The organism is Lactobacillus sp. ESL0259, assembly GCF_003693045.1.
Lineage (GTDB): Bacteria > Bacillota > Bacilli > Lactobacillales > Lactobacillaceae > Lactobacillus > Lactobacillus melliventris.
The window spans coordinates 26,069-51,716 of the sequence record NZ_REHP01000009.1 but is presented as its reverse complement, the minus strand read 5'-3'; the positions used below and the strand labels follow the sequence as shown (position 1 = coordinate 51,716).

35 protein-coding genes, 1 other RNA gene and 1 other annotated feature are annotated in these 25,648 nt (G+C 37.2%); all 36 genes read left to right on the top strand.

Going from position 1 to position 25,648, the window contains the following annotated elements; genetic code table 11:
- Nucleotides 1–52 precede the first annotated feature (52 nt).
- The 36 genes from gltX to rimI all read left to right on the top strand — a co-directional run bounded on the left by gltX (nt 53) and on the right by rimI (nt 25,638).
- Nucleotides 53–1,552, top strand: a complete 1,500-nt coding sequence (gltX, locus tag F5ESL0259_RS06180; RefSeq protein ID WP_122037846.1) for a glutamate--tRNA ligase — start codon at nt 53–55, stop codon at nt 1,550–1,552.
- A 164-nt stretch (nt 1,553–1,716) separates the two neighbouring features.
- On the top strand, nt 1,717–3,141 hold the full coding sequence (gene cysS, locus F5ESL0259_RS06175) for a cysteine--tRNA ligase (protein WP_122037845.1): 1,425 nt from the start codon (nt 1,717–1,719) through the stop codon (nt 3,139–3,141).
- Nucleotides 3,134–3,577: a Mini-ribonuclease 3 gene (locus F5ESL0259_RS06170; protein ID WP_122037844.1), complete on the top strand. Its 444-nt coding sequence runs from the start codon at nt 3,134–3,136 to the stop codon at nt 3,575–3,577. Before cysS ends, F5ESL0259_RS06170 begins: the two co-directional genes overlap by 8 nt.
- Nucleotides 3,564–4,319 (top strand): 23S rRNA (guanosine(2251)-2'-O)-methyltransferase RlmB, encoded by a 756-nt coding sequence (gene rlmB, locus F5ESL0259_RS06165; RefSeq protein ID WP_122037843.1) that lies wholly within the window; start codon nt 3,564–3,566, stop codon nt 4,317–4,319. The genes F5ESL0259_RS06170 and rlmB overlap by 14 nt, the downstream gene beginning before the upstream one ends.
- Nucleotides 4,320–4,528: 209 nt before the next feature.
- On the top strand, nt 4,529–5,104 hold the full coding sequence (locus tag F5ESL0259_RS06160) for a sigma-70 family RNA polymerase sigma factor (RefSeq protein WP_122037842.1): 576 nt from the start codon (nt 4,529–4,531) through the stop codon (nt 5,102–5,104).
- A gap of 72 nt (nt 5,105–5,176) precedes the next feature.
- Nucleotides 5,177–5,395, top strand: a complete 219-nt coding sequence (locus F5ESL0259_RS06155) for a hypothetical protein (protein WP_122037841.1) — start codon at nt 5,177–5,179, stop codon at nt 5,393–5,395.
- A 192-nt stretch (nt 5,396–5,587) separates the two neighbouring features.
- The gene (rpmG, locus tag F5ESL0259_RS06150; protein ID WP_110446375.1) at nt 5,588–5,737 is read left to right on the top strand and encodes a 50S ribosomal protein L33; all 150 of its coding nucleotides are present in this window, start codon (nt 5,588–5,590) and stop codon (nt 5,735–5,737) included.
- 3 nt (nt 5,738–5,740) lie between these two features.
- Entirely contained in the window at nt 5,741–5,911 is a 171-nt protein-coding gene (gene secE, locus F5ESL0259_RS06145; protein ID WP_122037840.1) for a preprotein translocase subunit SecE, read from the top strand.
- A 101-nt stretch (nt 5,912–6,012) separates the two neighbouring features.
- The gene (gene nusG, locus F5ESL0259_RS06140; protein ID WP_038523578.1) at nt 6,013–6,561 is read left to right on the top strand and encodes a transcription termination/antitermination protein NusG; all 549 of its coding nucleotides are present in this window, start codon (nt 6,013–6,015) and stop codon (nt 6,559–6,561) included.
- Nucleotides 6,562–6,688: 127 nt separating this feature from the next.
- Nucleotides 6,689–7,114: a 50S ribosomal protein L11 gene (rplK, locus tag F5ESL0259_RS06135; protein ID WP_046325284.1), complete on the top strand. Its 426-nt coding sequence runs from the start codon at nt 6,689–6,691 to the stop codon at nt 7,112–7,114.
- 70 nt (nt 7,115–7,184) lie between these two features.
- Nucleotides 7,185–7,877, top strand: coding sequence for a 50S ribosomal protein L1 (gene rplA / locus F5ESL0259_RS06130; RefSeq protein ID WP_038523574.1), 693 nt, complete (start codon nt 7,185–7,187; stop codon nt 7,875–7,877).
- Nucleotides 7,878–8,014: 137 nt separating this feature from the next.
- Complete coding sequence (locus F5ESL0259_RS06125; RefSeq protein WP_122037839.1) at nt 8,015–8,881, top strand: phosphate ABC transporter substrate-binding protein; 867 nt, start codon at nt 8,015–8,017, stop codon at nt 8,879–8,881.
- 1 nt (nt 8,882) lies between these two features.
- Complete coding sequence (gene pstC, locus F5ESL0259_RS06120; RefSeq protein ID WP_046325282.1) at nt 8,883–9,875, top strand: phosphate ABC transporter permease subunit PstC; 993 nt, start codon at nt 8,883–8,885, stop codon at nt 9,873–9,875.
- A gap of 7 nt (nt 9,876–9,882) precedes the next feature.
- Nucleotides 9,883–10,776: a phosphate ABC transporter permease PstA gene (gene pstA, locus F5ESL0259_RS06115; protein ID WP_046325281.1), complete on the top strand. Its 894-nt coding sequence runs from the start codon at nt 9,883–9,885 to the stop codon at nt 10,774–10,776.
- Nucleotides 10,777–10,786: 10 nt separating this feature from the next.
- Complete coding sequence (gene pstB / locus F5ESL0259_RS06110; RefSeq protein ID WP_046325280.1) at nt 10,787–11,587, top strand: phosphate ABC transporter ATP-binding protein PstB; 801 nt, start codon at nt 10,787–10,789, stop codon at nt 11,585–11,587.
- 14 nt (nt 11,588–11,601) lie between these two features.
- Complete coding sequence (gene pstB, locus F5ESL0259_RS06105) at nt 11,602–12,357, top strand: phosphate ABC transporter ATP-binding protein PstB (RefSeq protein WP_046325279.1); 756 nt, start codon at nt 11,602–11,604, stop codon at nt 12,355–12,357.
- A 15-nt stretch (nt 12,358–12,372) separates the two neighbouring features.
- Complete coding sequence (gene phoU, locus F5ESL0259_RS06100) at nt 12,373–13,047, top strand: phosphate signaling complex protein PhoU (RefSeq protein WP_122037838.1); 675 nt, start codon at nt 12,373–12,375, stop codon at nt 13,045–13,047.
- 33 nt (nt 13,048–13,080) lie between these two features.
- Nucleotides 13,081–13,204: a sequence feature (ribosomal protein L10 leader region), on the top strand.
- A gap of 38 nt (nt 13,205–13,242) precedes the next feature.
- Nucleotides 13,243–13,752, top strand: a complete 510-nt coding sequence (gene rplJ, locus F5ESL0259_RS06095) for a 50S ribosomal protein L10 (protein ID WP_046325277.1) — start codon at nt 13,243–13,245, stop codon at nt 13,750–13,752.
- A gap of 43 nt (nt 13,753–13,795) precedes the next feature.
- Nucleotides 13,796–14,161, top strand: coding sequence for a 50S ribosomal protein L7/L12 (gene rplL / locus F5ESL0259_RS06090; RefSeq protein ID WP_046325276.1), 366 nt, complete (start codon nt 13,796–13,798; stop codon nt 14,159–14,161).
- A 317-nt stretch (nt 14,162–14,478) separates the two neighbouring features.
- Nucleotides 14,479–15,408: an SLAP domain-containing protein gene (locus F5ESL0259_RS06085; RefSeq protein ID WP_122037837.1), complete on the top strand. Its 930-nt coding sequence runs from the start codon at nt 14,479–14,481 to the stop codon at nt 15,406–15,408.
- Between the two features lie 154 nt (nt 15,409–15,562).
- Nucleotides 15,563–16,183: a class I SAM-dependent methyltransferase gene (locus F5ESL0259_RS06080; RefSeq protein WP_122037836.1), complete on the top strand. Its 621-nt coding sequence runs from the start codon at nt 15,563–15,565 to the stop codon at nt 16,181–16,183.
- On the top strand, nt 16,183–16,692 hold the full coding sequence (gene tadA / locus F5ESL0259_RS06075; protein WP_233558046.1) for a tRNA adenosine(34) deaminase TadA: 510 nt from the start codon (nt 16,183–16,185) through the stop codon (nt 16,690–16,692). The genes F5ESL0259_RS06080 and tadA overlap by 1 nt, the downstream gene beginning before the upstream one ends.
- 27 nt (nt 16,693–16,719) lie before the next feature.
- Nucleotides 16,720–16,817: signal recognition particle sRNA small type (gene ffs / locus F5ESL0259_RS06070), an RNA gene on the top strand.
- Nucleotides 16,818–16,871: 54 nt separating this feature from the next.
- Complete coding sequence (gene dnaX, locus F5ESL0259_RS06065) at nt 16,872–18,677, top strand: DNA polymerase III subunit gamma/tau (protein WP_122037835.1); 1,806 nt, start codon at nt 16,872–16,874, stop codon at nt 18,675–18,677.
- Between the two features lie 19 nt (nt 18,678–18,696).
- Entirely contained in the window at nt 18,697–19,026 is a 330-nt protein-coding gene (locus F5ESL0259_RS06060; RefSeq protein WP_122037834.1) for a YbaB/EbfC family nucleoid-associated protein, read from the top strand.
- Nucleotides 19,027–19,626 carry a recombination mediator RecR gene (gene recR, locus F5ESL0259_RS06055; protein WP_046325271.1) on the top strand — a complete coding sequence of 200 codons (600 nt, stop codon included), beginning with the start codon at nt 19,027–19,029 and terminating at the stop codon, nt 19,624–19,626.
- A complete protein-coding gene (locus F5ESL0259_RS06050) occupies nt 19,626–19,856 on the top strand; it encodes a YaaL family protein (RefSeq protein ID WP_046325270.1) in 231 nt (76 codons plus the stop codon). The genes recR and F5ESL0259_RS06050 overlap by 1 nt, the downstream gene beginning before the upstream one ends.
- 103 nt (nt 19,857–19,959) lie before the next feature.
- Nucleotides 19,960–20,607, top strand: coding sequence for a dTMP kinase (gene tmk / locus F5ESL0259_RS06045; RefSeq protein ID WP_046325269.1), 648 nt, complete (start codon nt 19,960–19,962; stop codon nt 20,605–20,607).
- A 5-nt stretch (nt 20,608–20,612) separates the two neighbouring features.
- Nucleotides 20,613–20,936 carry a cyclic-di-AMP receptor gene (locus tag F5ESL0259_RS06040; RefSeq protein WP_046325268.1) on the top strand — a complete coding sequence of 108 codons (324 nt, stop codon included), beginning with the start codon at nt 20,613–20,615 and terminating at the stop codon, nt 20,934–20,936.
- On the top strand, nt 20,936–21,796 hold the full coding sequence (locus F5ESL0259_RS06035; protein WP_122037833.1) for a DNA polymerase III subunit delta: 861 nt from the start codon (nt 20,936–20,938) through the stop codon (nt 21,794–21,796). Before F5ESL0259_RS06040 ends, F5ESL0259_RS06035 begins: the two co-directional genes overlap by 1 nt.
- A gap of 9 nt (nt 21,797–21,805) precedes the next feature.
- Nucleotides 21,806–22,141, top strand: coding sequence for a DNA replication initiation control protein YabA (yabA, locus tag F5ESL0259_RS06030; protein ID WP_034980509.1), 336 nt, complete (start codon nt 21,806–21,808; stop codon nt 22,139–22,141).
- A 12-nt stretch (nt 22,142–22,153) separates the two neighbouring features.
- Nucleotides 22,154–23,008 (top strand): 16S rRNA (cytidine(1402)-2'-O)-methyltransferase, encoded by an 855-nt coding sequence (gene rsmI, locus F5ESL0259_RS06025; RefSeq protein ID WP_046325266.1) that lies wholly within the window; start codon nt 22,154–22,156, stop codon nt 23,006–23,008.
- An 8-nt stretch (nt 23,009–23,016) separates the two neighbouring features.
- Complete coding sequence (locus F5ESL0259_RS06020) at nt 23,017–23,754, top strand: acyl-[acyl-carrier-protein] thioesterase (protein WP_046325265.1); 738 nt, start codon at nt 23,017–23,019, stop codon at nt 23,752–23,754.
- A 55-nt stretch (nt 23,755–23,809) separates the two neighbouring features.
- A complete protein-coding gene (locus tag F5ESL0259_RS06015) occupies nt 23,810–24,328 on the top strand; it encodes a folate family ECF transporter S component (RefSeq protein ID WP_122037832.1) in 519 nt (172 codons plus the stop codon).
- Between the two features lie 28 nt (nt 24,329–24,356).
- The gene (gene tsaB, locus F5ESL0259_RS06010) at nt 24,357–25,103 is read left to right on the top strand and encodes a tRNA (adenosine(37)-N6)-threonylcarbamoyltransferase complex dimerization subunit type 1 TsaB (protein ID WP_122037831.1); all 747 of its coding nucleotides are present in this window, start codon (nt 24,357–24,359) and stop codon (nt 25,101–25,103) included.
- The gene (gene rimI, locus F5ESL0259_RS06005) at nt 25,087–25,638 is read left to right on the top strand and encodes a ribosomal protein S18-alanine N-acetyltransferase (protein WP_158596000.1); all 552 of its coding nucleotides are present in this window, start codon (nt 25,087–25,089) and stop codon (nt 25,636–25,638) included. The genes tsaB and rimI overlap by 17 nt, the downstream gene beginning before the upstream one ends.
- Nucleotides 25,639–25,648 lie beyond the last annotated feature (10 nt).

Genomic DNA, 25,648 nt, shown 5'->3' with positions numbered 1-25,648 from the left:
TTACGCGTAAACTTAAATTGTTTATATTTACTTTTTGAAAGAGGCATGAATTTTGGCTAAACAAAAAATTCGGGTAAGATATGCCCCAAGTCCAACGGGGCATTTACATATTGGTAATGCACGGACTGCGCTATTTAATTACTTATTCGCGCGGCATAATAAGGGCACTTTTGTTTTAAGAATTGAGGATACGGACCAGAAACGGAATGTTGCAGGCGGCTCGCAGTCGCAAATGGAAAACCTGCACTGGCTTGGTATCGATTGGGATGAAGGTCCTGATAAAGGTGGCGCTTATGGCCCATACCGTCAATCTGAGCGTAAGGATATTTACAATAAATATATCAAACAGCTGATTGATGAGGGCAAAGCTTATTATTCTTATAAAACTGAAGAAGAATTAGAAGAGCAGCGTGAAGAACAGCGGGCCATGGGAATTGCGCCCCACTATACTTACGAATATGAGGGCATGACAGCTGCTGAAATTGCTCAAAAGCAAGAAGAAGCAGAAAAGAAGGGCTTAAAGCCGGTTGTTCGTATCCACATTCCTGAAATGGAAACATATTCTTGGGATGATATTGTTAAGGGACATCTAAGTTTCGAATCTGATACTATTGGTGGCGATTTTGTCATTCAAAAGCGCGATGGTATGCCAACTTATAACTTTGCTGTTGTTATTGATGATCACCTGATGGAAATCACTCATGTTTTGCGTGGAGATGATCACGTTTCAAACACCCCAAAACAATTAGCGGTTTATGAGGCATTAGGCTGGCAGCCGCCAAAGTTTGGTCATATGACTTTGATTATTAATTCTGAAACAGGTAAGAAACTTTCTAAGCGTGATGAATCTGTTTTACAATTCATTGAACAATATAGAGATTTAGGTTATTTGCCTGATGCAATGTTTAACTTTATTACTTTATTGGGCTGGTCTCCTGTGGGCGAGAGTGAAATTTTCAGTCAACGAGAATTAATTAAGCAATTTGATCCTGCGCGTTTGTCAAATTCTCCTGCTGCTTTTGACCAGAAAAAACTGGAATGGATTAACAACCAGTATATTAAGAAAGCTGACCGGGACACTCTTTTAGATTTAGCACTTAATAATCTGCAGGAAGCTGGTTTGGTTGAAAAAGATCCCAATCCGGAAAAGATGGAATGGGTAAGGCAATTGGTTAATATTTATTCTGTCCAAATGTCTTATACAAAACAAATTGTGGATCTGGCAAAGATTTTCTTTAATGCACCTAAAGATTTAAGTGAAAAAGAAATTGCGGAAATTCGTCAGGATGAAGCCAGACCAGTAATTGAGGAATTTAAGAAGCAAATTGATTTAATTCCCCGGTTTACTGCTCCGCAAATTATGAATGCGGTTCAGGCAACTCGTCAAGCAACTAAAATTAAGGGCAGACGTTTGTTTATGCCAATCAGAATCGCTACCACGAGATCAATGGTAGGACCAGGAATTGGCGAAGCGATGGAGCTCTTAGGCAAAAAACGCGTATTAGAGCATCTGGACTTAACATTAAAACAAATGAGTGAAAATGGCTTGTAAATAAAAGCAGCGTATTATTCCGTTATTGAATGAGTAATACGCTGTTTTAGTGTACATTTGAAAGAAACTTGGCTACATTAAGCTTAAATCTTTTGCTTGTTAGGATTTGCCAGAGTTTCTGGTAAAATGAGAATATAAGATTTTAGAAAGGCAAGTCAGCCGCTGTGAAAATTTATAATACTTTAACTAATACAAAGGAAGAATTTAAGCCGATAGTCCCAGGACAAGTGACAATGTATGTTTGTGGACCAACGGTATATAATTACATTCATATTGGTAATGCCAGAAGCGTCATTGCTTTTGACACAATCAGACGTTATTTAGAATTTCGTGGGTTCAAGGTTAACTATGTGTCCAATTTTACAGATGTAGATGACAAGATGATTGCTGAAGCTCAAACTGAACATCTGACTGTCCCTGATTTGGCTGCAAGATATATTAAAGCTTACCTAGCAGATATTGCTGCTTTAAATGTTGAGCCTGCTACTAAAAATCCTCGTGCTACGCATGAAATCACTGCGATTATCAAATTTATCCAAAAACTAATTGATAAAGGATATGCCTATGAATCAGATGGGGATGTCTATTATCATGCCCGGAAATTTAAGCACTATGGTCAACTTAGTAGTCAAAACATTTCCGAACTTGAAGAAGGGGCTTCTAAGCATATTAATGCTGCAGAACAAGAGCGTAAAAAAGACCCGATTGATTTTGCCTTATGGAAAAAGCAAAAAAGTTCAGCTGAAATAGCTTGGAAATCGCCTTGGGGAATGGGTCGGCCTGGTTGGCACATAGAATGTTCAGTGATGGCTATTAAATATTTGGGAGAAACCATTGATATTCATGGTGGGGGCCAAGACCTGGAATTTCCCCATCATGAAAATGAAATTGCACAAAGTGAAGCTGTAACAGGAAAAACCTTTGTTCATTACTGGATGCACAATGGTTTTGTGACAGTCGGGGCAGATGCAGAAAAAATGTCTAAGTCACTGCACAATTTCGTGACTGTCCACGATTTACTGCAAGAAGTGGATCCACAAGTATTGCGCTTTTTTATGGCAAGCGTTCAATATCGCAGACAAATTAACTATTCAGCGGAAAATCTAAAACAGGCGCAAATTATTTTACAGCGGTTCAAAAATACATTTAATAACCTGGAATATCGCCTAAAAGATGATTCAACTAGTGAAGAGTCAGAATTTCTAGCCGCTAAAATTAAAGATACTGAGCAAAAATTTGTCACAGCTATGGACGATGACTTTAATGTGCAAAATGCTTTAACTGCCATTTACGATTTATTACCAGAAATAAATGCTAATATTAATGCTAAAAATGCTGATAAAGGTGCTCTTAAAAAAGCGGCTAAGCTTTTAACAAGCTGGCTGGCTGTTTTTGGAATAGATGTACAGCGCTTAATTACCACTGAAAATCAAAATAATGATGAGCAAGTTCTGCGACTAATTAAAAAACGTGAAAAAGCACGTAAAAATAAAGATTGGGCACAAAGCGATGCGCTGCGTGATGAATTAAAGCAAATGGGCATCACAGTTGAAGATACCCCGCAAGGAACGAGGTGGCTACGTGAGTAAAACTAAAATAATGATAGAAAATGATGTTAATCCAGAGACCTTAAATGGGCAAACTTTAGCTTATCTTGGTGATGCTGTTTATGAAATATTTATTAGGCGTCACCTCATCAAATGTGGCATTGTTAAACCCCAATCTTTGCAAAGACGGGCAACCCATTATGTTTCGGCTAAGGCACAGGCAGCATTAATTACAAAACTGCAAGAAGATAATCTGCTTACAGCAGATGAGATTGCAACTTTTCATCGCGGAAGAAATTCAAAAACTTATACGAAAGCCAAAAACACCAGTTTAGCCACTTACCAATTATCTACAGGTTTTGAGGCAGTTTGGGGCTACTTGGAGCTTTTAAACAAAAGAAATCGCATTCAAGAATTAACTGAGTGGTGTATTAAAACCATTGAGAATGGGGGCATTGAAAAGTATGACTTCAAGTGACAAGGATTTTGTCTATGGCCGGCATGCTGGACTGGATTATTTAAGAACACAAGATGCTGATCACATTAACAAAATTTTCTTGCAACAAGGAATAAAGGAAAATTTTGCTAATGAAATTTATGCCCTGGCTAAGCAAAAGGGCTTAATTATACAAACTGTTCCTAAAAGTAAATTGGATAAGTTAGTTCAGGGTGAGAATCATCAAGGACTAGTTTTAACAGTTGCGAGTTTCGAATATGCTGATTTGGAACAATTATTAGAGCAATTTGCTAATACTAAAGAGGATCCATTTTTATTAATGCTTGATTCAATTGAAGATCCCCACAATTTAGGCTCTATTTTAAGAACTGCTGATGCAACTGGCGTTGATGCAATTATCATTCCTAAAAGAAGAGCTACTGGTTTAACTTCTGTGGTGGCCAAAACTTCAACTGGTGCGATTGATTATGTGCCAGTAGCACGGGTAAATAATCTTGTACAAACTGCAAAGATGCTTAAAAAGCGGGGCTACTGGCTTTTTGGTACTGATATGAAAGGCACAGATTATCGTCAATGGAATAGTAATGGTAAAACAGTTTTGGTAATTGGCAATGAGGGTAAAGGAATATCACGACTTCTCAAAGAGCAGATGGATCAGATGTTGACTTTACCCATGATCGGTCACGTACAATCACTTAATGCCAGCGTCGCTACAGGCGTTTTGCTTTATCAGATGCTTAATAGTAGAAATCCACTCCCATAATTTCGTAACACTTTGGTTTAACCAGAGTGTTTTTTTATTGCAAAATTCTAAAAAACTCTTTTTAGTTTAATGCAGCTTTAACAAATTTAACTTTTTGTCATGGCTAAGTTAACACAAAAAAATAGTTGCTGAATTTGAACCTAAGTTCGATTTTTAGGATATTTTGGTTGTTGTATTCTTCAGAAAAATTTACCAAAAGGAGAAAGTAAATGAAGGATACCGAAAAAACCATTAAAAGTGAGGCGGAATTAATTCGGCAAATTAAAGAAGGGGATGATGAGGCGCTAATAAATTTGTGTCGGCTTTATAAACCTTTGGTTAATAAAATTAAGAACATATATCATGTTCGCTACTATGATAGTCAGGACTGGGAGCAGGATGCGATGATTATTTGTCATGAATCGGCAATTGGTTTTGATTTAAATAAAGGAAAATTCAGCAGCTATTATAAGACCAGGCTTACTAACCATGCGCGATCTTTGGTTAGGTATGACAATGCTTATCGCAGACAGGCGTTGAAACAATCAATTTCTTTAGAAACGGCAAAGAAAAATCATATTTTGCCCCTAAATAAGTCTTTTGCCTCTATACCAGAAATACCTTTAAGTGAAAATATTGCAATTTTAACCGCAAGATTATCTGATTTGGAAATTAATGCGCTGCTAGTGGGATTAGGCATTAAGGATCAAGAAGATGTAATCAACAATTTAAAGATCAGCCAGCTAACTTTAGCGAGAGCGCGTTCGCGCCTTGTCCAAAAAATGCGCCAAACATTGCTTAGTTAGTATTTTTATAGTATACATTTAGAAAATGCGGTATAATTTTACATGTAGAATAATTTTTAGGAGGTAGTTAAGATGGCAGAAGATGTTATGAAGACTGCATTGTTAGATCGTCACATGAAAGAAGTTTTTGACTGGAGTGATTCAGATCTTCCAGTTAGAGATGCACTTTGGGATTATTTTATGGAAAAGAATGGTAAAGATACCATTAAGACTGAGGAAGCTATGCTCCCATTCCTAAAAGATACTAACGATAAAATCGAATCCTTCGTAAACGAAAATCTTAAGAAGTAAATCCGACTAATACAATGTTCTACGCACAGTGGTCACGCTATTGTTTGACCACTATAAAGCAGCTGCTTGAAGAAGCAACTGCTTTTATTATATTTTTTAAAATTTGAACTTAATCAAGTTTATAGGTAATTATTAAATTAATTGCTTAAGCAATTAATTTTTGCTAAAATACAATAGTTTGGAAGTGAGATTATGGCAGTGAAAAAAGCATCTTTGGCCTGCAGTATTTGCGGCTCTCGTAATTACTCAATCACCGCAAGTAAAAATCGCACTCAGCGGCTTGAATTGAAAAAGTTTTGTAAGCATTGCGGTAAAATGACTATACATAAGGAAACGAGGTAAGTTATGGTTAAATTTTTTAGAAGTGTAGTTGAAGAAATGCGTTTGGTTACTTGGCCAACTGCTAAACAAAATCGTCATGACACAGCAATCGTAATTGTTTCCTCAATTTTGTTTGCAGCATATTTAGGTTTGCTTGATTTATTGCTCACCAATATTACACAAATTGTTATGTAATAGCACAGTTTCTCTGTTTGTGGTACAATTGAATAAGTTATAAAAGTCTTCTGACGTGGAGGCTTTTTTGTTTGCCAAAAATAAAAGGAGAATTTCTAATAATGGTAGAAACAACTAAGAAGCAGTGGTATGTGCTTCACACTTATTCAGGATATGAAGATAAGGTTAAATCAGATCTATTGTCACGTGCACAAAGTATGGGAATGCAAGATTATATCTTTCGCGTTATGGTTCCTGAACAAGAAAAAATTGAAAAAGTAAATAATAAGAAAAAAGAAGTAGAAGAAAAAATCTTTCCGGGCTACGTTCTGGTGGAGATGGTAATGACGGATGAAAGCTGGTTTGTCGTGCGTAATACGCCAAATGTAACTGGCTTTGTGGGTTCACACGGTGGTGGTTCGAAACCATCTCCTCTTTTAGAAGAAGAAGTAAATAGACTCTTACGTCAACAAGGTGAACCGGCTAAAAGACCACAAATTGACTTTGAAGTTGGGGAAACTGTTACTATTATTGATGGCGCTTTTAATGGCGTTGAAGGCAAAATTACTGAAATTCAGCCTGATAAATATAAGTTGTTTGTTTCGGTTGACATGTTTGGCCGTGCTACTACCACTGAGCTTGACTATGATCAAGTGAAGAAGATTAGTTAATAAATAGGTCAATTATTGCAAAATTGCTAAATTGATGATAATATATTAAAGTACTTTTATTATTGTGGGAGGAAAAGTAGGTAACTTTTCCATTTTAACCACGCACGGAATCAAGGAGGTTTTGACCGTGGCAAAGAAAGTTGTAAATGTTGTTAAATTACAAATTCCAGCTGGTGCTGCAACACCCGCTCCACCAGTTGGTCCAGCTTTAGGTCAAGCAGGTATTAACATTGTTGGTTTTACTAAGGACTTCAATGCTAGAACTGCTGACCAAAAAGGCATGATAATTCCTGTAGTCATCACAGTCTACGAAGATCGTTCATTCGACTTCGTAACTAAGACTCCACCAGCTCCAGTTCTTTTGAAACAAGCTGCTAAGATCGATAAGGCATCTGGTGAACCTAATACCAAGAAAGTTGGTAAGGTTACCAAGGATCAAGTTAAGGAAATTGCTGAAACAAAGATGAAGGACCTTAACGCTGCTGATGTCGAAGCTGCTATGCGGATGATCGAAGGCACTGCTAGAAGCATGGGTATCGAAGTCGAAGACTAATCCTGTTATTTATAACAATTTAGGTGGGAGAGTTTAAACTCGCTTGACCACATATTAAGGAGGAAATCACATGCCAAAGCATGGTAAAAAATATTTAGAAGCTGCTAAAAAAGTAGATTCAAAGAAATTATATTCAGTTGCTGAAGCAATTAAATTAGTTAAAGAAACTTCATATGCAGGCTTTGATGCATCAGTTGAGGTTTCATACAACTTAAGCGTTGACCCTAAACAGGCTGACCAACAAATTCGTGGTTCACTGGTATTGCCTAACGGTACTGGTAAGACCCAAAAGGTGATTGTTTTTGCCGATGGTCCACAAGCTGAACAAGCTAAAGCGGCTGGAGCTGACGAAGTTGGTTCTGACGATCTGGTTGAAAAAGTACAAAATGGCTACTTAGACTTTGATGTTGTTGTTGCTACACCAACAATGATGGCTAAAGTTGGTCGTTTAGGTCGTATTTTAGGACCTAAAGGCTTGATGCCAAACCCTAAGACCGGTACTGTAACAATGGATATTGAAAAAGCCGTTAAGAATGTTAAGGCTGGTCAGGTTGAATACCGTGTTGACCGTCAAGCTGCTATTCATGCTGCTATCGGAAAAGTTTCATTTACTGATGAACAGTTAATTGAAAACTTTGATGCTTTACGTGACGTTATTTTACGTGCACGTCCATCAGCAGCTAAGGGTCAATACATTAAGAGCGTAGCTGTGGCTGCAACCTTTGGCCCTGGAATTAAACTTGATCCATTAAATTTGGACTAAAACAAAATAGTTAACTAAAGCAACTTTGCTATCTTGGCAAGTTGCTTTTTTTCTCTTTGCAAGTATTTATGATTGGTCTATGGTGAAAGTTTTGATAAACTAAAGCTGAATTTATTTGTCTAATTGAGGGAATTATTATGAAAAAAAGTAATTTGGGTGTACTGCTAGCATTAATCTTGTTTATACCCCTTTTTTTAACTGGCTGCAGTCAAAACCGGGAAAAAATTACTATAGTTGGCTCCAGTGCCTTACAGCCTTTAATAGAACAAGCAGGTAATGATTATCACCTGGCCCATATGAGCAGCAATATTGTGGTTCAGGGCGGAGGTTCCGGTACCGGTTTAAGTCAAGTGCAAGCCGGAGCTGTTGAAGTGGGTACTTCAGATGTTTATGCGGAAACACAAAAAGGTATTGATGCCAAAAAACTGGAAGATTATCCAGTCGCTGTAGTGGGAATTGTTCCGATTGCTAATAAAGGCGTTGGGGTTAAAAATTTATCACCGAAACAGCTTTCTGATATTTTTACCGGCAAAATTACAAACTGGCGTCAAGTAGGTGGCAAAAATCAGTCAATCATTGTGATTAATCGTTCACGTGGCAGTGGTACAAGATCTACATTTGAAGATTTGATTTTAAAAGGAAAAGACGCGGTAAATTCTCAAGAGCAAGATTCTAACGGTACGGTTAAAAAGATTGTTAATTCAACACCTGGTACTATTTCTTATATTTCTTTTCCCTACGCAAATGACCAAAATATTCAAAAAATAAGTATAAATCATGTTCAGCCCGAAAATAAAAATATTCCTACGAATAAGTGGCCGCTTTGGTCCTATGAGCATATGTATACAAAAGGCAAGCCCAATAAGGCAACGGCCGCTTTTATCAAATATGTACTAAGTAAAAAAGTACAAAAAGATTTGGTTCCCAAAATAGGCTATATAAGTGTTCACGAAATGAAAGTAACACGCAATAGTCAAAATAAGGTTATAAAGATAGGTAAATAAAATGGCAAAAAAAGAACAAGACTTACAGCAAGTGGTTGAAAATGCAATTGCCGAACAAAAAGTACCTCACGTTAAGTTTAAAGGCATTGATCCTAAAAATATTGATGTTGATCGTCTGACCAAGCCATCAAAAGAGACCCGACAAGAGTGGTGGGGCAGAGGACTAACATTTTTAGCAATTATCTTAATTGGCATACTAATTATTGCAATTATTGGCTTTGTTGGGATGCATGGCTTGGCCACTTTCATTGATAATAAGGTAAATATCTTTCATTTTCTTTTTTCTACTGACTGGAATCCCGGTGCTGGTAAGAACCACGTTGGGGCAGCAGCAATGATTGTAACTTCGTTTGCAGTAACTCTACTTGCAGCGCTAATTGCGACACCTTTTTCCATTGCCGTAGCACTATTTATGACTGAATATGAATCAGGCAAAAGGGTGCAACTATTGCAATCGGTAATGGAGTTATTAGTAGGAATACCATCCGTAGTATACGGCTTTATTGGTTTAATGGTAGTGGTTCCGGCTGTCAGAACAATTTTTGGCGGAACAGGTTTTGGTATTTTAACAGCAACATTAATACTTTTTGTAATGGTTTTGCCGACAATTACTTCTCTAACTGTTGATGCGTTTAAAGCGATTCCTAAGGATTTGCGTAAATCTTCCTCTGCATTGGGCGCGACAAAATGGCAGACTATATATCACGTTGTTTTAAGGGCTGCGCGTTCCCGTATTATGACAGCTATTATCTTTGGTATGGCTCGTGCTTTTGGGGAGGCCCTGGCTGTTCAAATGGCAATCGGAAATGCGGTTCTAATGCCTTATAACTTGGTAAGTCCGGCAGCTACTTTAACAAGTCAATTGACTAGTCAAATGGGTAATACTGTTATGGGGACTTTACCTAATAATGCGTTATGGTCATTGGCACTTTTACTGTTAATTATGTCATTGGTGTTCAATTTCTTAGTACATTTAATTGGAAAGAAGAGTTAGTAGTATTATGAATGCAAAAAAAACAAATCGAATTGCTACTGGCGTAATTTACTTTTTAGTGGGAATTGTTATATTGCTTTTGGTGGGAATTTTAGGTAATATTTTGGTTTCCGGAATCCCACACTTATCTTGGCATTTCTTAAGTTCAGCTTCCTCATCCTTTGAAGCAGGCGGCGGAATTAGAGACCAACTGTTTAATTCTCTCTACCTTTTACTTTTAACTTTGATTATTTCCCTGCCAATCGCTCTGGGAGCTGCTATTTATTTAGCTGAATACGCCCCAGACAACTGGTTTACGCAATTGATTAGAACTACTATCGAAATTTTGAGTTCATTACCATCAATTGTTGTCGGTCTTTTTGGCTATCTTCTGTTTGTAGTTCAGTTTGGCTTGGGCTTTTCCATCCTTGCTGGTGCTTTAGCACTAACCTTTTTTAATTTACCTACTTTGACCAGTAATATCGAAGAAGCAATTAAAGGTGTTCCTCAGACGCAAAGAGAAGCCGGCTGGGCTTTGGGGCTGTCAAATTGGAAAACTATTCACGGTATTGTTTTACCAGCTGCTCTTCCTGGAATAATTACTGGCGTGATTTTAAGCGCCGGAAGAGTCTTTGGCGAAGCTGCTGCTTTAATTTACACAGCCGGGCAGAGCGGCTCTACCGTAGATTATTCAAACTGGAATATGTTTAGTCCTACTAGTTTTTTAAATATTATGCGTCCCGCTGAGACATTAGCTGTACACATTTGGAAAGTAAATACTGAAGGTATTATTCCTGATGTTAACGTGGTGTCTGCTGCGACTTCAGCGCTGTTAGTAATTGTGGTTATCATCTTTAACTTTGGTGCGCGTGCACTTGGCAACTGGATCTATAAACGGTTAACCGCTGCCAAGATAAAGTAGGAGGGTTCTTATGGAAAATTGGCAAAATCAAAAAAGCTACATTAAGACCTTTGCTGAGGATGAGTGTGCAATATCAACGAAAAATTTGAGTGTTTTCTATGGTGGTACTGTCCAGAAGTTGTTTGATGTCAGCTTGGGCTTTAAGAAAAATACAATTACTGCTTTAATTGGAGCTTCTGGATCAGGAAAATCAACTTTCTTGCGCTCACTTAATCGTATGAATGATCGGGTAGCCCGGGTTGATGGCAGCATTATGTTTCATAATCTTGATGTTAACCAAAGTAAAATTAATGTCTATGAATTGCGTAAAGCAATCGGTATGGTTTTTCAAAAACCAAATCCTTTTCCTAAATCGATTAGAGAAAACATCACTTACGCTTTGAAAGCTAACGGTCAACAGAACAAAAAGAAACTAGATCAGATAGTTGAGGAAAGTCTTAGAGCTGCAGCTTTGTGGGATGAAGTCAAAGATAAGCTCGATCAGAGTGCTCTAGCTCTTTCTGGGGGTCAGCAACAAAGACTGTGTATTGCTCGAGCCATTGCTTTAAAACCAGAAATTTTACTTCTAGATGAACCGGCCAGTGCCTTGGATCCGGTGTCTACTGCCAAGCTTGAAGATACGCTGAAGCAACTGCGCAAAAAATATACCATGGTTATGGTAACTCACAATATGCAGCAGGCTTCAAGAATTAGTGAGTATACAGCATTCTTTCATCTGGGACATGCGCTAGAATATGATACTACAACCAATATTTTTACTAATCCTCAAGGTGAAATTACTGAAAAGTACATTCAAGGTAGTTTTGGATAAAGGTGGCGTTATTAATGACAAATGTAATGGAGGCAAAAAATGTTAAACTTAAATACGGCAATTTTGAAGCTTTACATGGAATTAGTTTAGCATTTCCTGCCCAAAAATTGACCGCCTTGATCGGGCCTTCTGGTTGCGGCAAATCAACCTTCTTGCGTTGCCTAAATCGCATGAATGACGATATTGATGATATTAAAATTACCGGTGAAATTTTGTTAGAAGGTAAAGATATCTATCATTCTCATATCGACTTAGTTGCTTTACGTAAGAAAGTGGGTATGGTATTCCAGCAACCAACACCGTTTCCGTTTTCAGTTTTTGATAACGTCGCTTACGGCTTGCGTATAGCTGGGGTCAAAGATAAGGAACTGATTGAGCAGAGAGTTGAAGAAAGTTTAAAGCAAGCTGCAATTTGGAACGAAACAAAAGATAGCCTGCAGCGCAATGCCCTTGCTTTTTCAGGAGGACAACAACAACGTATCTGCATAGCCCGGGCGCTGGCAATTAGGCCGGAAGTGGTTTTGCTTGATGAACCAACTTCTGCTTTAGACCCAATATCAAGTTCTGAAATTGAAGAAACGTTAATGGCATTAAAGCAAAAATATACTTTCATCATGGTGACACACAACTTGCAACAAGCGAGTCGGGTTTCAGACCAAGTAGCTTTTCTAATGAATGGTGAGTTGATCGAATCTGGTTCGACACAGGAAATGTTCTTGTCACCTAAGAAAGAAATGACAAACAATTATCTTAATGGCCGTTTTGGCTAAATTTGGAGGTGGATTATGCACGAAATATTTTTAGACGAATTGAAGAAATTGAATGCTCGGTTTATGGAGATGGGAGTTTTAGTTAACGACCTGATCGATAGAGGTACGCGTTCTTTCGTCGAACATGATAAAAAAGCAGCGCAACAAATGATTGCTGAAGATAAGGAAGTTGCTAAAGAGGCCGTTAAAATAGAAAAAAAGGCTTTGGAATTAATGGCTTTACAGCAGCCGGTTGCGACTGACTTCCGAGTTGTTATTAGTATTTTAAAAGCTACAACAGACTTAGAAAGAATAGGAGAAAATGCTAATAGCATTGCTATTGAAACTGTCAGAGTTAAAGGTAATCCACGTCTGCCAGATGTTGAAAAAGTGATTTCCAACATGACACATCAGGTGCGTGAAATGCTGGTACAAGTATTAACGGCTTATGTTCAAGAAAATGAAAAGGATGCCAGACAAATGGTACTTGGTCATGCCAAAGTTTATAAGGATTATAAAAACGCCAGACAAATGATTATAGACGGAGTTGAACAAGAACCTGATGCTGCAGTGGCTTCTGCTAGTTATTTTGTCATTATTAGATTACTCGAAAGAATTAGCGATCACATTGTTAATTTGGCGAGTTGGGTAATTTACAAGACTTCGGGTGAATTATTCGAATTAATTAAGCCTGATCCGAAAGAAAAATAATTAACTTGCATTTAGAATATAATCCTGTTATATTTAATAAAGTAAATTCTACCTAAGACTCGGGTGGCATGATGCCTTAATTTCCCGCCGAGGCCAGAAGATAATGAAGAGTTTGAAGCTCCATGTCTTTCTTGGCATGGAGTTTTTATTTGGGCCTGATGGAATTTATTATTAATTTGATGGAGGTGAAATCGAGTGAGTAAAGCTGCTATTGCTGAAAAAGAGAAGTTCGTTGACGCGTTTGCTGAAGAACTTAAAGCTGCAAAAGCAATCTTGGTAATTGATTACCTTGGCTTAACTGTTGAAGAAGTTACTAACATGCGTAAGGAACTTCGTGAAAACGACGTTAACATGAAGGTTGTTAAGAATACTTACTTAAGACGTGCTGCTGCTAAGGCTGGTATTGAAGGCCTTGAAGAGACTTTTGTTGGTCCTACTGCTGTAATTTATACTGATAATGCTGAAGATATTACTGAACCAGCACGTATTGTTTCTAAGTACGAAGATAATTATGATGTTATCGACATTAAGGGTGGTATGCTAGAAGGCAAATTGACTTCTAAAGAAGAAATCAAAGAACTTGCTGCCATTCCTGGACGCGAAGGTTTACTGTCAATGCTTGTTTCTGTATTACAAGCTCCAGTACGCAATTTCGCATATGCTGTTAAAGCTGTTGCTGATTCAAAAGATGAATCTGCAGAATAAATAATGTAATTTATATCTAAAAATTTTGGAGGATAAAATAAGTATGGCTTTAGATACTGATAAGATTATTGAAGACTTAAAAGGTGCTTCAATTCTTGAATTAAATGACCTAGTAAAGGCTATTGAAGATGAATTTGGTGTTTCTGCTGCTGCTCCAGTTGCTGCTGCAGGTGCTGCTGGTGGCGAAGCTGCTGCTAAGACATCATTTGATGTTGAATTGACAGAAGCTGGCCAAGAAAAGGTTAAGGTTATTAAGGCTGTCCGTGATATTACTGGACTTGGTCTTAAGGACTCAAAAGATCTTGTTGATGGCGCTCCTAAGAACGTTAAGGAAGGCGTTTCTGAAGACGAAGCTAATGACATTAAATCTAAGCTTGAAGAAGTTGGCGCTACAGTTACAGTTAAATAATTGTAGTCTAGCTAGCCAAGCTAATAAAGGACGTATTTGCGATAAGCAGGTACGTCCTTTTTATATTACTTATTACTATACTTTTAAGTATTATAACTACAAATATCATCTTATAGGATAATAAAAAAGATAGTTATTTATTTATAAAGTTGGTAGTGCTATTATTAAATTAATAATGTACCCAAATAAAAAACTGTAAAAAGAAATTTTTAAAAGGTAGTTAACAGCTATTTTGGAGCTAAAGCTATTTCACAGTGGTGTAATTATTTCAAAGTCAGTTTTTTCTAAAAGGCACTAATAAACAAAAGGAGAAGTAAATGAAAAAGATTAATTATCATAAACTTGTGGCTGCAGCAATAGCAATCACAAGTATTGCAAGTGGGTTATTTGTTGACTCAAGAGTTACTGAAGCTAAGTCAGTATCGGGCAGTATTGTCTTGAAAGCACCTGCAGTAAAAAGGGTGAAGGTCAAAAGAAAAGCAAATTTATATAACAATAAGGGCCGCAAATTAAAGAAAAAAGTTTTGAAAAAAGGCAGGAAATTAACTGTTATTAAAAAAGCCACGAAAATAAGAGGTAAGAAGTTTTATTTTGTGACTAAAAATAGGCTGATTTTGGCCAAAGATGTTACTACTTTAAAAGCGAAAGCTAAAAAACCACAAAAGTTGCCGGCAAATCCGACAAACCCTTCCGCTACCCAAGATAAAGTAACACCACCAAATTCGACCAATACAGGTACAACTCAGACTGCTAAAAAGAATGCAAAAATTGAAAGTTTTTCTCTAAGTGAATTTAGACAAGAATTTTTAAAAAAATTGAATGAAGAAAGAGCTCAACGTGGACTTAATGCTGTTAGTGAAGATGCTAATCTTGATGAAGTAGTTCAAAATAGAACAAAATTATTGCTTGATAATTTTGCACACGTAGATGCTGCTGGCAATTTCATTTTGAATGATTTCTTTAATAAAGCAGGAGTCAAGCGTCACAGTACAGCAGAATGCTTAGCAATGTTTCCTTGGGGTGTAGACGTGAACCACTCAGACAATAGTTTGCATGATGCTACGAAAAACGCAAGCAGTGCGCTAGTTGCTGACAATATGATTTACGAATATATCTATAATGATGCTGAATCTAATTGGGGTCACCGTGACATTTTACTCGATCCGAGTGCCAAAACAATTGGTCTGGGTGCAATAGCAGAAAATGAAAGCGAGCAGATATATTCTTCAGTTGGTGTAATTTATTAATTACTAAACTTAAATAAAAGTTTTAATTATAAAAATAATAAATCTAATTATGTTTTGAAATAGGTTTCTAACATAGTTAGATTTTTATTTTGTTTGCAAAAATACTATTGTCCGCTAAAATTAATTAGATAAGGTTTTAAGAAATGAGCAAATTATGACTGATAAAGAAAATCAAATGTATTTCACTGAAAATCCAACTTCCGCGCATAATGAACATGTCATTGACTATCAAGTTAATGGGATTGATCTTAAATTTACCACTGATGCAGGAGTTTTTTCCAAAACGCGCGTAGATTACGGTTCAGGTGTCTTAATTAAAGAAATGGCAAACATTGATTTCCCTCAAAATAATATTCTGGATGTCGGAACTGGTTATGGTCCTATTGGACTGTTTGCAGCCAAATTTTGGCCCGATCAAATTGTAGATATGGTTGATATTAACGAGCGAGGACTGGTTCTGGCGAAAGAAAACGCTGCAGTTAATGGAATAAAAAATGTCAATATTTATAAGTCAGATGTTTACGAAAATGTTTCTGACGAACCAAAATTTGGTTTAATTGTGACTAATCCGCCTATTCGAGCCGGAAAGAGCGTCGTTTCTAATATCTTAAGTGGTGCCAAGAGCCACCTTATCCAAAATGGCGTTTTGTTAGCCGTAATTCAGAAGAAGCAGGGAGAACCCAGTGCGCGCAAATTGCTAATTAAAACTTTTGGCAACTGTGTGATATTAAAAAGAGATAAAGGTTACTATGTATTGCAGGCGGTGAATAGGTAATGCCATTTTCAAGCGCTGACAAAAAGAATTTTATGCAACTAGCTTTTAAACAGGCCGAAAAAGCGCAAAGCTTGGGGGAAGTTCCAATTGGCGCCGTAATAATTGCGCCAGATGGGCAAGTTATTGGAGAAGGGTTTAACCGGCGAGAATTAGACCAAGACGCGACGCAACATGCCGAAATGATTGCAATCAGGCAAGCTTGCTCAAAGTTCGGTACCTGGCGTTTAATTGACTGCAGTCTTTTTGTCACCTTAGAACCTTGTCCAATGTGTGCGGGTGCAATTATTAATTCCCGCATTAAAAATGTCTTTTTTGGGGCACTTGATCCTAAAGCTGGTGCAGCTGGTAGCGTGGTTAACCTTTTTGAAATAGCTAAATTTAACCACCATCCCCATGTAATTCGTGGACTATATCGTGAAGAAGCCAGTCAAATGCTGAAAAGCTTTTTCAAAGAGATCAGACAAAAGCAGAAAGCAGCAAAAGACTCTGGTAAAAATTTCGCAAATTAGTGGAAAAATACTGTAAAATAAGGTAATATATCTTATGGGCAATGTTTGACCTCCAAAGCGTGTCAGGACCGGAAGGTAGCAGCACTAAGGTTGCTCGGGCATGTGCCTTTTATTAGATAATTACAAACTCTTAACTCTTTCGCAAGAGTTAAGAGTTTTTTACTAGGGAAGACTGATCAATGGCTTATCAAGCGTTATACCGCAAATGGAGACCGCGCACTTTTGCTAGTGTGATTGGTCAAAATGATATTACGGATACTTTGAAAAATGCAATTAAGCGCGGTACAATCTCCCATGCCTTTTTATTTGCTGGGCCTCGTGGTACTGGGAAAACTTCCTGTGCCAAGATCTTTGCTAAAGCTTTGAATTGTACCAACCTGCAAAGCGGTGAACCATGTAATAAATGTGCTAATTGCCTGGCAGCCGATAAAGGTGCAATGGCGGATATTATGGAGATTGATGCGGCTTCCAATAATGGTGTTGATGAAATACGCGACATCAGAGATAAAGTAAAATACGCACCAACTCAAGGTAAATACAAAGTATATATCATTGATGAAGTCCATATGTTGTCAATGGGTGCATTCAATGCTTTGCTTAAAACATTAGAAGAACCGCCAGAGCATGTTGTTTTCATCTTAGCTACTACCGAACTGCAAAAAGTGCCGGCAACAATAATATCAAGAACTCAGCGATACAATTTCAAGCGTATCTCTCAAGCTGACCTAGAAAAGCGAATGAAGTATATACTGGAGCAAGAAAAGATCAGTTATGAAGATAAGGCTTTGGCTGTGATTGCTCAGGTAGCTGATGGTGGTATGCGGGATGCTTTGAGTATCTTAGACCAACTGTTGAGTTTTGACAAAAACAAAGTTGAGTATGATTCGGCTCTTGAAATAACTGGATTTGCCGCTAAAGAAAAAATTGAACAGATTTTATTAGCAATATTGAATGAGGATGCAACTAAAGCATTATCTTTAGCACAAACCGAACTTGCTAATGGTGCTAGTACGAAAAATATTTTAGATGAACTTATTGAAATGGCGACTAATGCCTTAATGGTTATTAAAACCAATGACAGTAGCCAAAATTTCTTTCTAAGCGACGACTTTGTTGATCAGATTAAAGAAGTTGCTCCTGAACGCTATTTTCAATTGATTTCTGCGGCTAATACCGCATTAAATGATTTACGTTATACTAATCAGCAGCAAATTCCGCTAGAAGTATTTGTAGTTGAATGTGCTGGGAAAAAGGCTAGTACGGTAGACTCTAAGAATGTTATATCAGGGTCTGCCAATTCTCAAAATGCTGACCCGGATTTGATGGAAGAAATAGCAGCGTTAAAGAAGCAAGTTACGGCTTTAACCAAAAAAGTTTCCAGTTTAAGTAAAAAACAAACTAGGAACAGCGATCAGATTTTTCATCTTGACAATGTTGCAGCCGACCGATTTGATAAAAACAATGGCAAAGGTTCTAAAATAAAGTCTGCCGCAAAACCTAAAAAAGCAAATAAAAACAGAAAAAAGGCCAATCAACAAAATCGTAAGCAAGTTTACCATGTGTTAGAAAATGCCACGAAGGATGACCTCACTGCTATCAAAAATGTTTGGCCCGATTTGCAATCTGTTTTGGGTGTTTCGCAAAGAGCTTTGTTAGATGTACTTGAGCCGGTTGCTGCTAGTGCGAATCAAGTAGTAATGAAATGTAAATACACCCTTTGGTTTGAAAAAGCTAGTGAAGATGGCAATTTATTAGATATTTTGACTGAAGAAATTGCTAAATTTACTAAGCATAGTTATGAAATAGTGCTAGTACCTGATGAAGATTGGGCCACAGTACGTAAAGAATTTATACAGAAACATGGTAAAGAATTACTTGATAAGCAAAAGCAAAAAGATTCAGAATCAGAACAGGCTGAGTCAGATAAGCAGATAGTGGATAAAGCCAAAGAGTTATTTGGTGACACAGTAAATGTTAAAGACTAAAATTTAAGGAGAAAAGATAATGAGTAAAAGACCTAATTTTGGTGCCATGGGCGGTATGAATATGCAACAAATGATGAAACAGGCCAAAAAATTGCAAGAGCAAATGGCTCAGGAACAAGAAAATATTACTGCCCAGGAATTTGTGGGCAAATCTGCAGATGATTTAGTCGTAGCTACTTTTAGTGGTGATCGTAAATTAAAAAATATTACCATTGATAAGGATGCAATCGACCCGGATGATCCAGATATGCTGCAAGATTTAGTTATTGATGCCGTTAACAAAGGACTGCAAGAAATTGATCAAGCTACGCAGCAAAGTTTAGGCAAGTATACGAAGGGTATGATTTAATTGCAATATCCAGCACCGATTGCGCATTTAATTGATTCTTATATGAAATTACCTGGTATTGGTGAAAAAACAGCAACAAGGCTTGCTTTTTATACTCTTGATATGCCAGATGAAGATGTTCACGGCTTTAGTACAGCACTAACAGAGGTAAAAGAAAAGCTTCATCGCTGTTCTATTTGTGGCAACATTACGGAAAAGGATCCGTGCCTAATCTGCAGTAATCCTGAACGTGACCAGTCGACTATTATGGTGGTTGAACAGCCTAAAGACGTGATGGCTTTTGAAGACATGGGTGAATATAGTGGTCTATATCATGTTCTGCACGGTGTTTTATCACCAATGGATGGTATTGGGCCAGAAGAAATTAATATTAAGTCACTGATTGTTCGCTTGCAAAAACAGGATGATGTCAAAGAGGTTATTTTAGCTTTAAATTCAACTCCCGAAGGTGAATCAACAGCGATGTATATTAGCAAACTAATTAAGCCTGCTGGAATTAAAGTAACCCGCCTGGCTGCTGGTTTGGCTGTCGGTAGTGATATTGAATATGCTAATTCGATTACTTTAAAAAGAGCGGTACAAGGGAGAACTTCAATCTAATGGCTCGTAATAAAGTTAAAAAAATGGGTGACGAATTGCTAATGACCACAATTGAAGATTTGCAGGAGCAGATTGCTGTTCAAAAAAATCTTGATCCAACGACACTTGATATGTCTGAGGATAACGTGGTATCAGGTAAAATTTTAAGAGCAAAATATTCTTTCTTATATAATGAAGCTCGTCATCGTCATACAAGATTTAGTGGTTTTTCTAATGCGATTTCAGACTAAAAAGTCCTTAGTGAAAGGACTTTTTATTTTGCGCAAAAATTAAAAGTACGTTGGGGTGTTCATATAAAGAGAACTCTTGTAAAATAGAAACATGGAGAGTTTTATGAAAAGTTATTTTATCAGTTTCGAAGGACCAGATGGGTCAGGAAAAAGTACAGTTTTAAAGCAAGTTGTAGCTCAAATAGGTCCTAGGTTGAAGACACAATATCTAGTAACTAGGGAACCTGGAGGCTCAAAAATTGCAGAAAAAATCCGGCAATTAATTTTGGATCCTGTGAATGAAGAAATGTCCGCTAAAACTGAAGCATTGCTTTATGCAGCTTCTCGCAGCCAACACATGTTTGAAACTGTGATACCGGCTCTTAAAGCTGGTAAGGTAGTTTTCTCTGATCGATTTGTTGATAGTTCACTTGCTTATCAAGGAGCAGGACGAGATTTGGGTATTGCCGCTGTGAAACAGATTAATGATTTTGCCACCAGTAAAATTGAACCTGATCTCACTATTTTTCTCGACGTTAAACCGCAAATTGGCTTAGACAGGATTGCCCAAGAACGAGCTGGTCAAGAAGACCGTTTGGAACAGGAAAAATTAATTTTTCATCAAAAAGTTTACCGGGGCTATCAAGAAGTAAATCAAGCTTATCCTAAAAGAATAGTGGTAGTTAATGCAAATAAACCACTCAATTTGGTTGTAGAGGATTGTGTTAAAATAATTGCAAACCGATTACCAGCAGATTTGTTAAAGGACTGATTAAGATGAAATTAATAGTTGCAATTGTTCAAAAAGAAGATGCTAACCGTTTGCAGCGTACCTTTGTTAAAGAGAGTATTCGCGCAACTAAACTTGCTACAACAGGTGGATTTCTTAGTGAAGGTAATACGACCTTTCTTATCGGTATAGATGATAAGCATGTTAAACAAGTTTTGCGTATTATCAAGGATGAATCCAAATCACGTGAAGAATATATGAATCCGAATATGGTAATGACAGGCTTTGATATTAGTAGTCAACCGATAAAAATTACAGTTGGTGGGGCTACTTGCTTTGTCTTGCCTGTTGAAGAATTTAAGCAATTCTAATGTCTGTCAATATTAAGGAAGCGGGCCAGAAGCAAACTGAATTTTTGCGTCAGGCATTTGAACAAAATAAAATGGCGCACAGTTACTTATTCGTTGATGCTAATGAAATTCAGGCTTTAAATACAGCCTATTGGTTAGCCTGTCTTTTTAATTGTAGTGGTAGTAAAAAACCAGATGGTACTTGTCAGAACTGCCGGCAGATTATTTCAGGCAATCACCCGGATGTTTTGCTGGTAAAGCCCGAAGGCAAGCAAACTTTGGGCATCGATCAAGTGCGCATTTTAAAAGAAGAATTGGCTAAAAGTCCGGTTCAAAGCAGTGTACGTTTCTTTTTTATTAATGAAGCACAAAAGTTAACTTTGCCTGCAGCTAATGCTTTGCTTAATTTACTAGAAGAGCCTATTGCACCTGTCGTTACAATTTTAATCACCAATAATACTGATCAAATTTTGCCAACAATTCGGTCACGTACTCAGATTATTAATTTTGCGAATAATGACAAAGAGAATGGTAAAAGTGCGGAATTATTAGCAAATGGCTTCAGTCCTAGTGAAGTTAGCGAGCTGGAAGATACAACTAAATTAGATAAAGATACTAAATATTTTTACCAAGAGATGATGGAGCACAATTCATTAGCACTTGTCAGTGCGCACCAGTTGGCAGAAATAGCAAGAAGCAAAAGTGAACAAAATTATATTCTCTTTTTACTTAAGAAATGGGCACAAGAGGATTTAGACAATAGTCATCAAGATGATGGAGCAAGAATGCTAAAGTATTTGCTTGAAATTGATAAGATGCAGTACAGCAATGTTAGTTTTCGTAATTTACTTGATTTTCTTACTTTGCAGTGGAAACGGTAGGTGTTCGTGGTGGATTCATATTCAAAGTTGGAGCAGCTTCACGATTCGATGGTCAGCATGACCAAAACAATCGAAAGTTTAGAGAATAGTATTTTAGAGACTTTAAAAGAAAATACTGAATTAAAAGTAGAGAATCAATTGCTGCGCGAAAAAATGGACAAAATGAATAATGCCCACAATAGTACCGTAAAAACTCAAAGTGGCCTTGAATCTTTGCGGCAAATTTACAGCTCAGGTTATCATATTTGCAATATGTACTATGGCTCTCATCGTGATCCTAATACAGACTGCATGTTTTGCCTGGATATTCTTGATAATTTCGGTGAAAAAAAGAAGAAACATTAAAGGACTGATCAAATGCAGAGGCAAAGTAGTTATGCCCAAGAAAATGGTAAGCTTTATCTAGTGCCAACTCCGATTGGTAATTTGGAAGACATTACAATTAGAGCAAAAAAAGTTTTACAGGAAGCTGATTATATCGCAGCTGAAGATACCAGAACAAGTGGCATCCTACTTGAAAAAATTGGGGTCCATAATCATATGCTTTCCTTTCATAAGTATAATTCAAAGGAAAGAGCGCCCGAATTGATTAAATTAATGACGAAGGGTGCAGTTATCGCAGAAATTAGTGACGCTGGAATGCCCGTCATTTCTGATCCGGGATATATCTTGGTGCAAGAGTGTATCAAGAATAATATTCCAGTTGTCCCTTTACCAGGTGCTTCCGCCTTTACTACTGCCTTGATTGCCTCTGGCTTTGATGCTCAGCCATTTACTTATTATGGCTTTTTACCGCGGAAAAAGAGTGAGCAAAAATCCTTTTTTGAACAAATGAATAAAGCACGCGCAACTTCTGTTTTTTATGAAGCACCACATAGATTGGTTAAAACTCTTAATAATTTGTCTGAAATTCTGGATTCTGAGCGTCAAATTGTTGTCGCCAGAGAACTGACTAAGATTCACGAGGAATTTGTTCGTGGTACAATCAGTGAAGTAACTACTTATTTTGAGCAAAATGCGCCGAGAGGTGAATTTGTGATTTTGGTTTCACCAAATACCAAGCAAGCTGAAAAATTATCTTGGACTGCACTAATTGCGTTAGTAGAGCAGTTGGTTGCTAAAGGAAAAAGCAAAAAAATGGCAATTAAGGAGATTGCTCAGGAAAATCACGTTTCAAAAAATGAGTTATATGAACGTTATCATCAAAAGTAGGTGAAATTATGAAGTACAGTGAAAAACATATTGTAAATTATTATGAATGTGATGAAAATAAAAATTTAAAATTACCTGCGATGATTGATTTGATGATGAGTGTTTCGGAGCATCAATTAGATTCAGGTAATGGTAGTACTAATGCCTTGACCAAAAGGGGATTAGGTTGGGTCGTGACGCAATATCATATGGAAATTGCCCGCCTGCCCCATCCAAATGAAGAAATTATACTTACAACTGAGCCATTTGGCTATAACCGTTTTTTGGAATATAGAAATTATGTATTTACCGATCAGACTGGAAATGAGTTGATAACAGTAAAGAGTGAATGGGTTTTATTTGATTTAAAGACCCGCAAACTAGTATCAACTGATAAGGAAATGATGGCTGAATTGGGAATACCACTCTTGAAAAAGCTGCCTCGTTTTCCAAGACTGCGGGTCCAGGAAAATTACGAGAAAAAACGGCAGTATCGCGTACGCTATGATGATTTGGATACCAACCATCACATGACTAATGGTCACTATTTTAATTGGTTTCTTGATACGCTTGACCGCGATTTTTTAAAAAATCATGTCGTCAAGACTATTGATATTAAATTTAATCTTGAGGTCCGTTATGCGCAAACGCCATATGCATGTGTAAACTTAATCAAAGATGGTGACACTATAAAATCATTTCATGCGATTGCGGATGAAGACAAAAAGGATAAAGCTGTTTGTGAACTAACTTGGCGCAAAATATAATATAATTATTTTTTGTGTTCTAACATAATTTAATTAAAGAAAGAAAGTGTTCCAAATGACTATTAAAGAAATGTTTAAGGTCGAATTGCGTGATCTTGTACTCTTAGGAATTATTGTCGCAATGAAGATCATTCTTAGTCGTTTTACAGTCGGATCAGCTGTTGTTCATGTAAGTTTGGGCTTCATCGGAAGCGTAATGCTGGGATTCTTATTTGGGCCTGTTTGGGGTAGCATTGGCGGTGGAATTAGTGACTTGGTTTCATCGGCTTTATTCGGTAATCAAGGGGGCTTTTTTATCGGCTTTACCCTGAGTGCAATGATTGGTCCGTTTATTTATGGCTTGGTATTTTATCAAAAGCCAGTCAAAATTTGGCGCATTATTTTGGCAACTTTATTAGTGACAGTTGTTGTTAATATCGGCTTAAATACACTTTGGGTTCATCTTTTATATGGCATTGACTATTCCGTTGCACTTATTCAAAGAATTCCGAAGGAAGCCATTACCCCCTGGGTGGAAATGATTGTTAGTTATTTTGTTTTAAACGCAATTTCAAGGGTTAGGATTAACAGATAATTTTCGAAAAGAGTAAAAATATTTTAGAATGAAAATTTTGAGTATGTCGACTGCGACAAATAATTTAAGTGTGGCTTTAAATGACGCTGCTAAAGTAATTATGGAAAAGAATGAATTTGATCAGCGTAATCACAGCGCACATTTGGATCCATTAATTGCCGAAATTTTGAAAGAAAATAATCTAAGATTGGCAGAAATCGATCGTTTTGCCGTTGCAATTGGACCAGGGTCATATACTGGATTACGGATTGGTGTAACTACGGTAAAAATGTTTGCCAGCATTTTACATAAAGAGGTAGTAAGCATATCTACTTTACAAGCACTGGCTGCAAGTTGTGCAGAAGAAGGCACTTTAATAGTGGCTGGAATTGATGCTCGTAATGACAATTACTTTGCGGGTGCTTATGTCAATAAGGAAGATGATTGGGGTCCTGAATGTGTAATACCTGATGGGCACTATCATATTGACACACTTTTAAGCGCAATAGCAGAATATTGTGCAGATAACAATCTGGAAAATGTTATTTATGTTGGTTCTGGCTTTGAAAAACAAAAAGAGGCCATCAAAAAGATAAATATTCCCTTTAATTTTGGGACAGAAAAACAAAACATTGTTCATGCTGGTTTAATAGGCAAGCTGGCTGTGGATGCTCAACCCGATGATCCTGACCAGTTGTTGCCAAACTATTTACGGCGCACACAAGCTGAAATTGATTGGCATAAAAAGACCGGAGAAGCATACAAACCTGACAGTAACTATGTGGAAGAAGTTTAAGTGTTTCTGGCCTTTTTTATTTGTGGCGCAAAAGAAAAAGTTTGTTAACTTTACTCCAGAAAAATTCATTATAAAGGACTCTATCCTGGATATTAGACAAGCGCAAATTGAGGACATTTCTGCGATATTGTTACTTGAGCAAAGTTTATATCAAGGAGAGGAGCCTTGGAGCGGAGCAATTTTTCAAACTGAATTGGGCAAAAAGAATGCACTTTATTTACTCGTATTGCAGTCGCAATTAGTGGTAGGGCTAATTGGTGTCCGAATTAATAATAGGAAGGCGCACATTACCAATTTAATGGTTGATTCAGCTTGGCAAAAAAGAGGCATAGGTACTTATTTAATTAGAAAAGTAATTGAAATTGCCCAAGAAAAAGGCTGTGAGGAACTTAGCCTGGAAGTAAGAGAGGATAATTTGAATGCCCAAAAGTTATATCAAAAATTAGGTTTTGTTACAACTTTCGTCTGGCCCAATTATTATCAGGACTCTAAGCAAAACGCGTTTAACATGGTGCTTAAATTGATAGATAAGTGAAGAAAGGAAA

Coding starts and splice junctions, on each gene's coding strand:
- pstB (WP_046325280.1), top strand. CDS start 10,787: ATGGAAAATTGGCAAAATCAAAAAAGCTACATTAAGACCTTTGCTGAG.
- rplA (WP_038523574.1), top strand. CDS start 7,185: ATGCCAAAGCATGGTAAAAAATATTTAGAAGCTGCTAAAAAAGTAGAT.
- F5ESL0259_RS06155 (WP_122037841.1), top strand. CDS start 5,177: ATGGCAGAAGATGTTATGAAGACTGCATTGTTAGATCGTCACATGAAA.
- F5ESL0259_RS06040 (WP_046325268.1), top strand. CDS start 20,613: ATGAAATTAATAGTTGCAATTGTTCAAAAAGAAGATGCTAACCGTTTG.
- dnaX (WP_122037835.1), top strand. CDS start 16,872: ATGGCTTATCAAGCGTTATACCGCAAATGGAGACCGCGCACTTTTGCT.
- rsmI (WP_046325266.1), top strand. CDS start 22,154: ATGCAGAGGCAAAGTAGTTATGCCCAAGAAAATGGTAAGCTTTATCTA.
- tsaB (WP_122037831.1), top strand. CDS start 24,357: ATGAAAATTTTGAGTATGTCGACTGCGACAAATAATTTAAGTGTGGCT.
- rlmB (WP_122037843.1), top strand. CDS start 3,564: ATGACTTCAAGTGACAAGGATTTTGTCTATGGCCGGCATGCTGGACTG.
- F5ESL0259_RS06035 (WP_122037833.1), top strand. CDS start 20,936: ATGTCTGTCAATATTAAGGAAGCGGGCCAGAAGCAAACTGAATTTTTG.
- pstA (WP_046325281.1), top strand. CDS start 9,883: ATGAATGCAAAAAAAACAAATCGAATTGCTACTGGCGTAATTTACTTT.
- nusG (WP_038523578.1), top strand. CDS start 6,013: ATGGTAGAAACAACTAAGAAGCAGTGGTATGTGCTTCACACTTATTCA.
- rimI (WP_158596000.1), top strand. CDS start 25,087: ATGTGGAAGAAGTTTAAGTGTTTCTGGCCTTTTTTATTTGTGGCGCAA.
- F5ESL0259_RS06125 (WP_122037839.1), top strand. CDS start 8,015: ATGAAAAAAAGTAATTTGGGTGTACTGCTAGCATTAATCTTGTTTATA.
- F5ESL0259_RS06080 (WP_122037836.1), top strand. CDS start 15,563: ATGACTGATAAAGAAAATCAAATGTATTTCACTGAAAATCCAACTTCC.
- tmk (WP_046325269.1), top strand. CDS start 19,960: ATGAAAAGTTATTTTATCAGTTTCGAAGGACCAGATGGGTCAGGAAAA.
- F5ESL0259_RS06020 (WP_046325265.1), top strand. CDS start 23,017: ATGAAGTACAGTGAAAAACATATTGTAAATTATTATGAATGTGATGAA.
- F5ESL0259_RS06015 (WP_122037832.1), top strand. CDS start 23,810: ATGACTATTAAAGAAATGTTTAAGGTCGAATTGCGTGATCTTGTACTC.
- tadA (WP_233558046.1), top strand. CDS start 16,183: ATGCCATTTTCAAGCGCTGACAAAAAGAATTTTATGCAACTAGCTTTT.
- F5ESL0259_RS06160 (WP_122037842.1), top strand. CDS start 4,529: ATGAAGGATACCGAAAAAACCATTAAAAGTGAGGCGGAATTAATTCGG.
- secE (WP_122037840.1), top strand. CDS start 5,741: ATGGTTAAATTTTTTAGAAGTGTAGTTGAAGAAATGCGTTTGGTTACT.
- pstC (WP_046325282.1), top strand. CDS start 8,883: ATGGCAAAAAAAGAACAAGACTTACAGCAAGTGGTTGAAAATGCAATT.
- rpmG (WP_110446375.1), top strand. CDS start 5,588: ATGGCAGTGAAAAAAGCATCTTTGGCCTGCAGTATTTGCGGCTCTCGT.
- F5ESL0259_RS06060 (WP_122037834.1), top strand. CDS start 18,697: ATGAGTAAAAGACCTAATTTTGGTGCCATGGGCGGTATGAATATGCAA.
- phoU (WP_122037838.1), top strand. CDS start 12,373: ATGCACGAAATATTTTTAGACGAATTGAAGAAATTGAATGCTCGGTTT.
- F5ESL0259_RS06085 (WP_122037837.1), top strand. CDS start 14,479: ATGAAAAAGATTAATTATCATAAACTTGTGGCTGCAGCAATAGCAATC.
- rplL (WP_046325276.1), top strand. CDS start 13,796: ATGGCTTTAGATACTGATAAGATTATTGAAGACTTAAAAGGTGCTTCA.
- F5ESL0259_RS06050 (WP_046325270.1), top strand. CDS start 19,626: ATGGCTCGTAATAAAGTTAAAAAAATGGGTGACGAATTGCTAATGACC.
- pstB (WP_046325279.1), top strand. CDS start 11,602: ATGACAAATGTAATGGAGGCAAAAAATGTTAAACTTAAATACGGCAAT.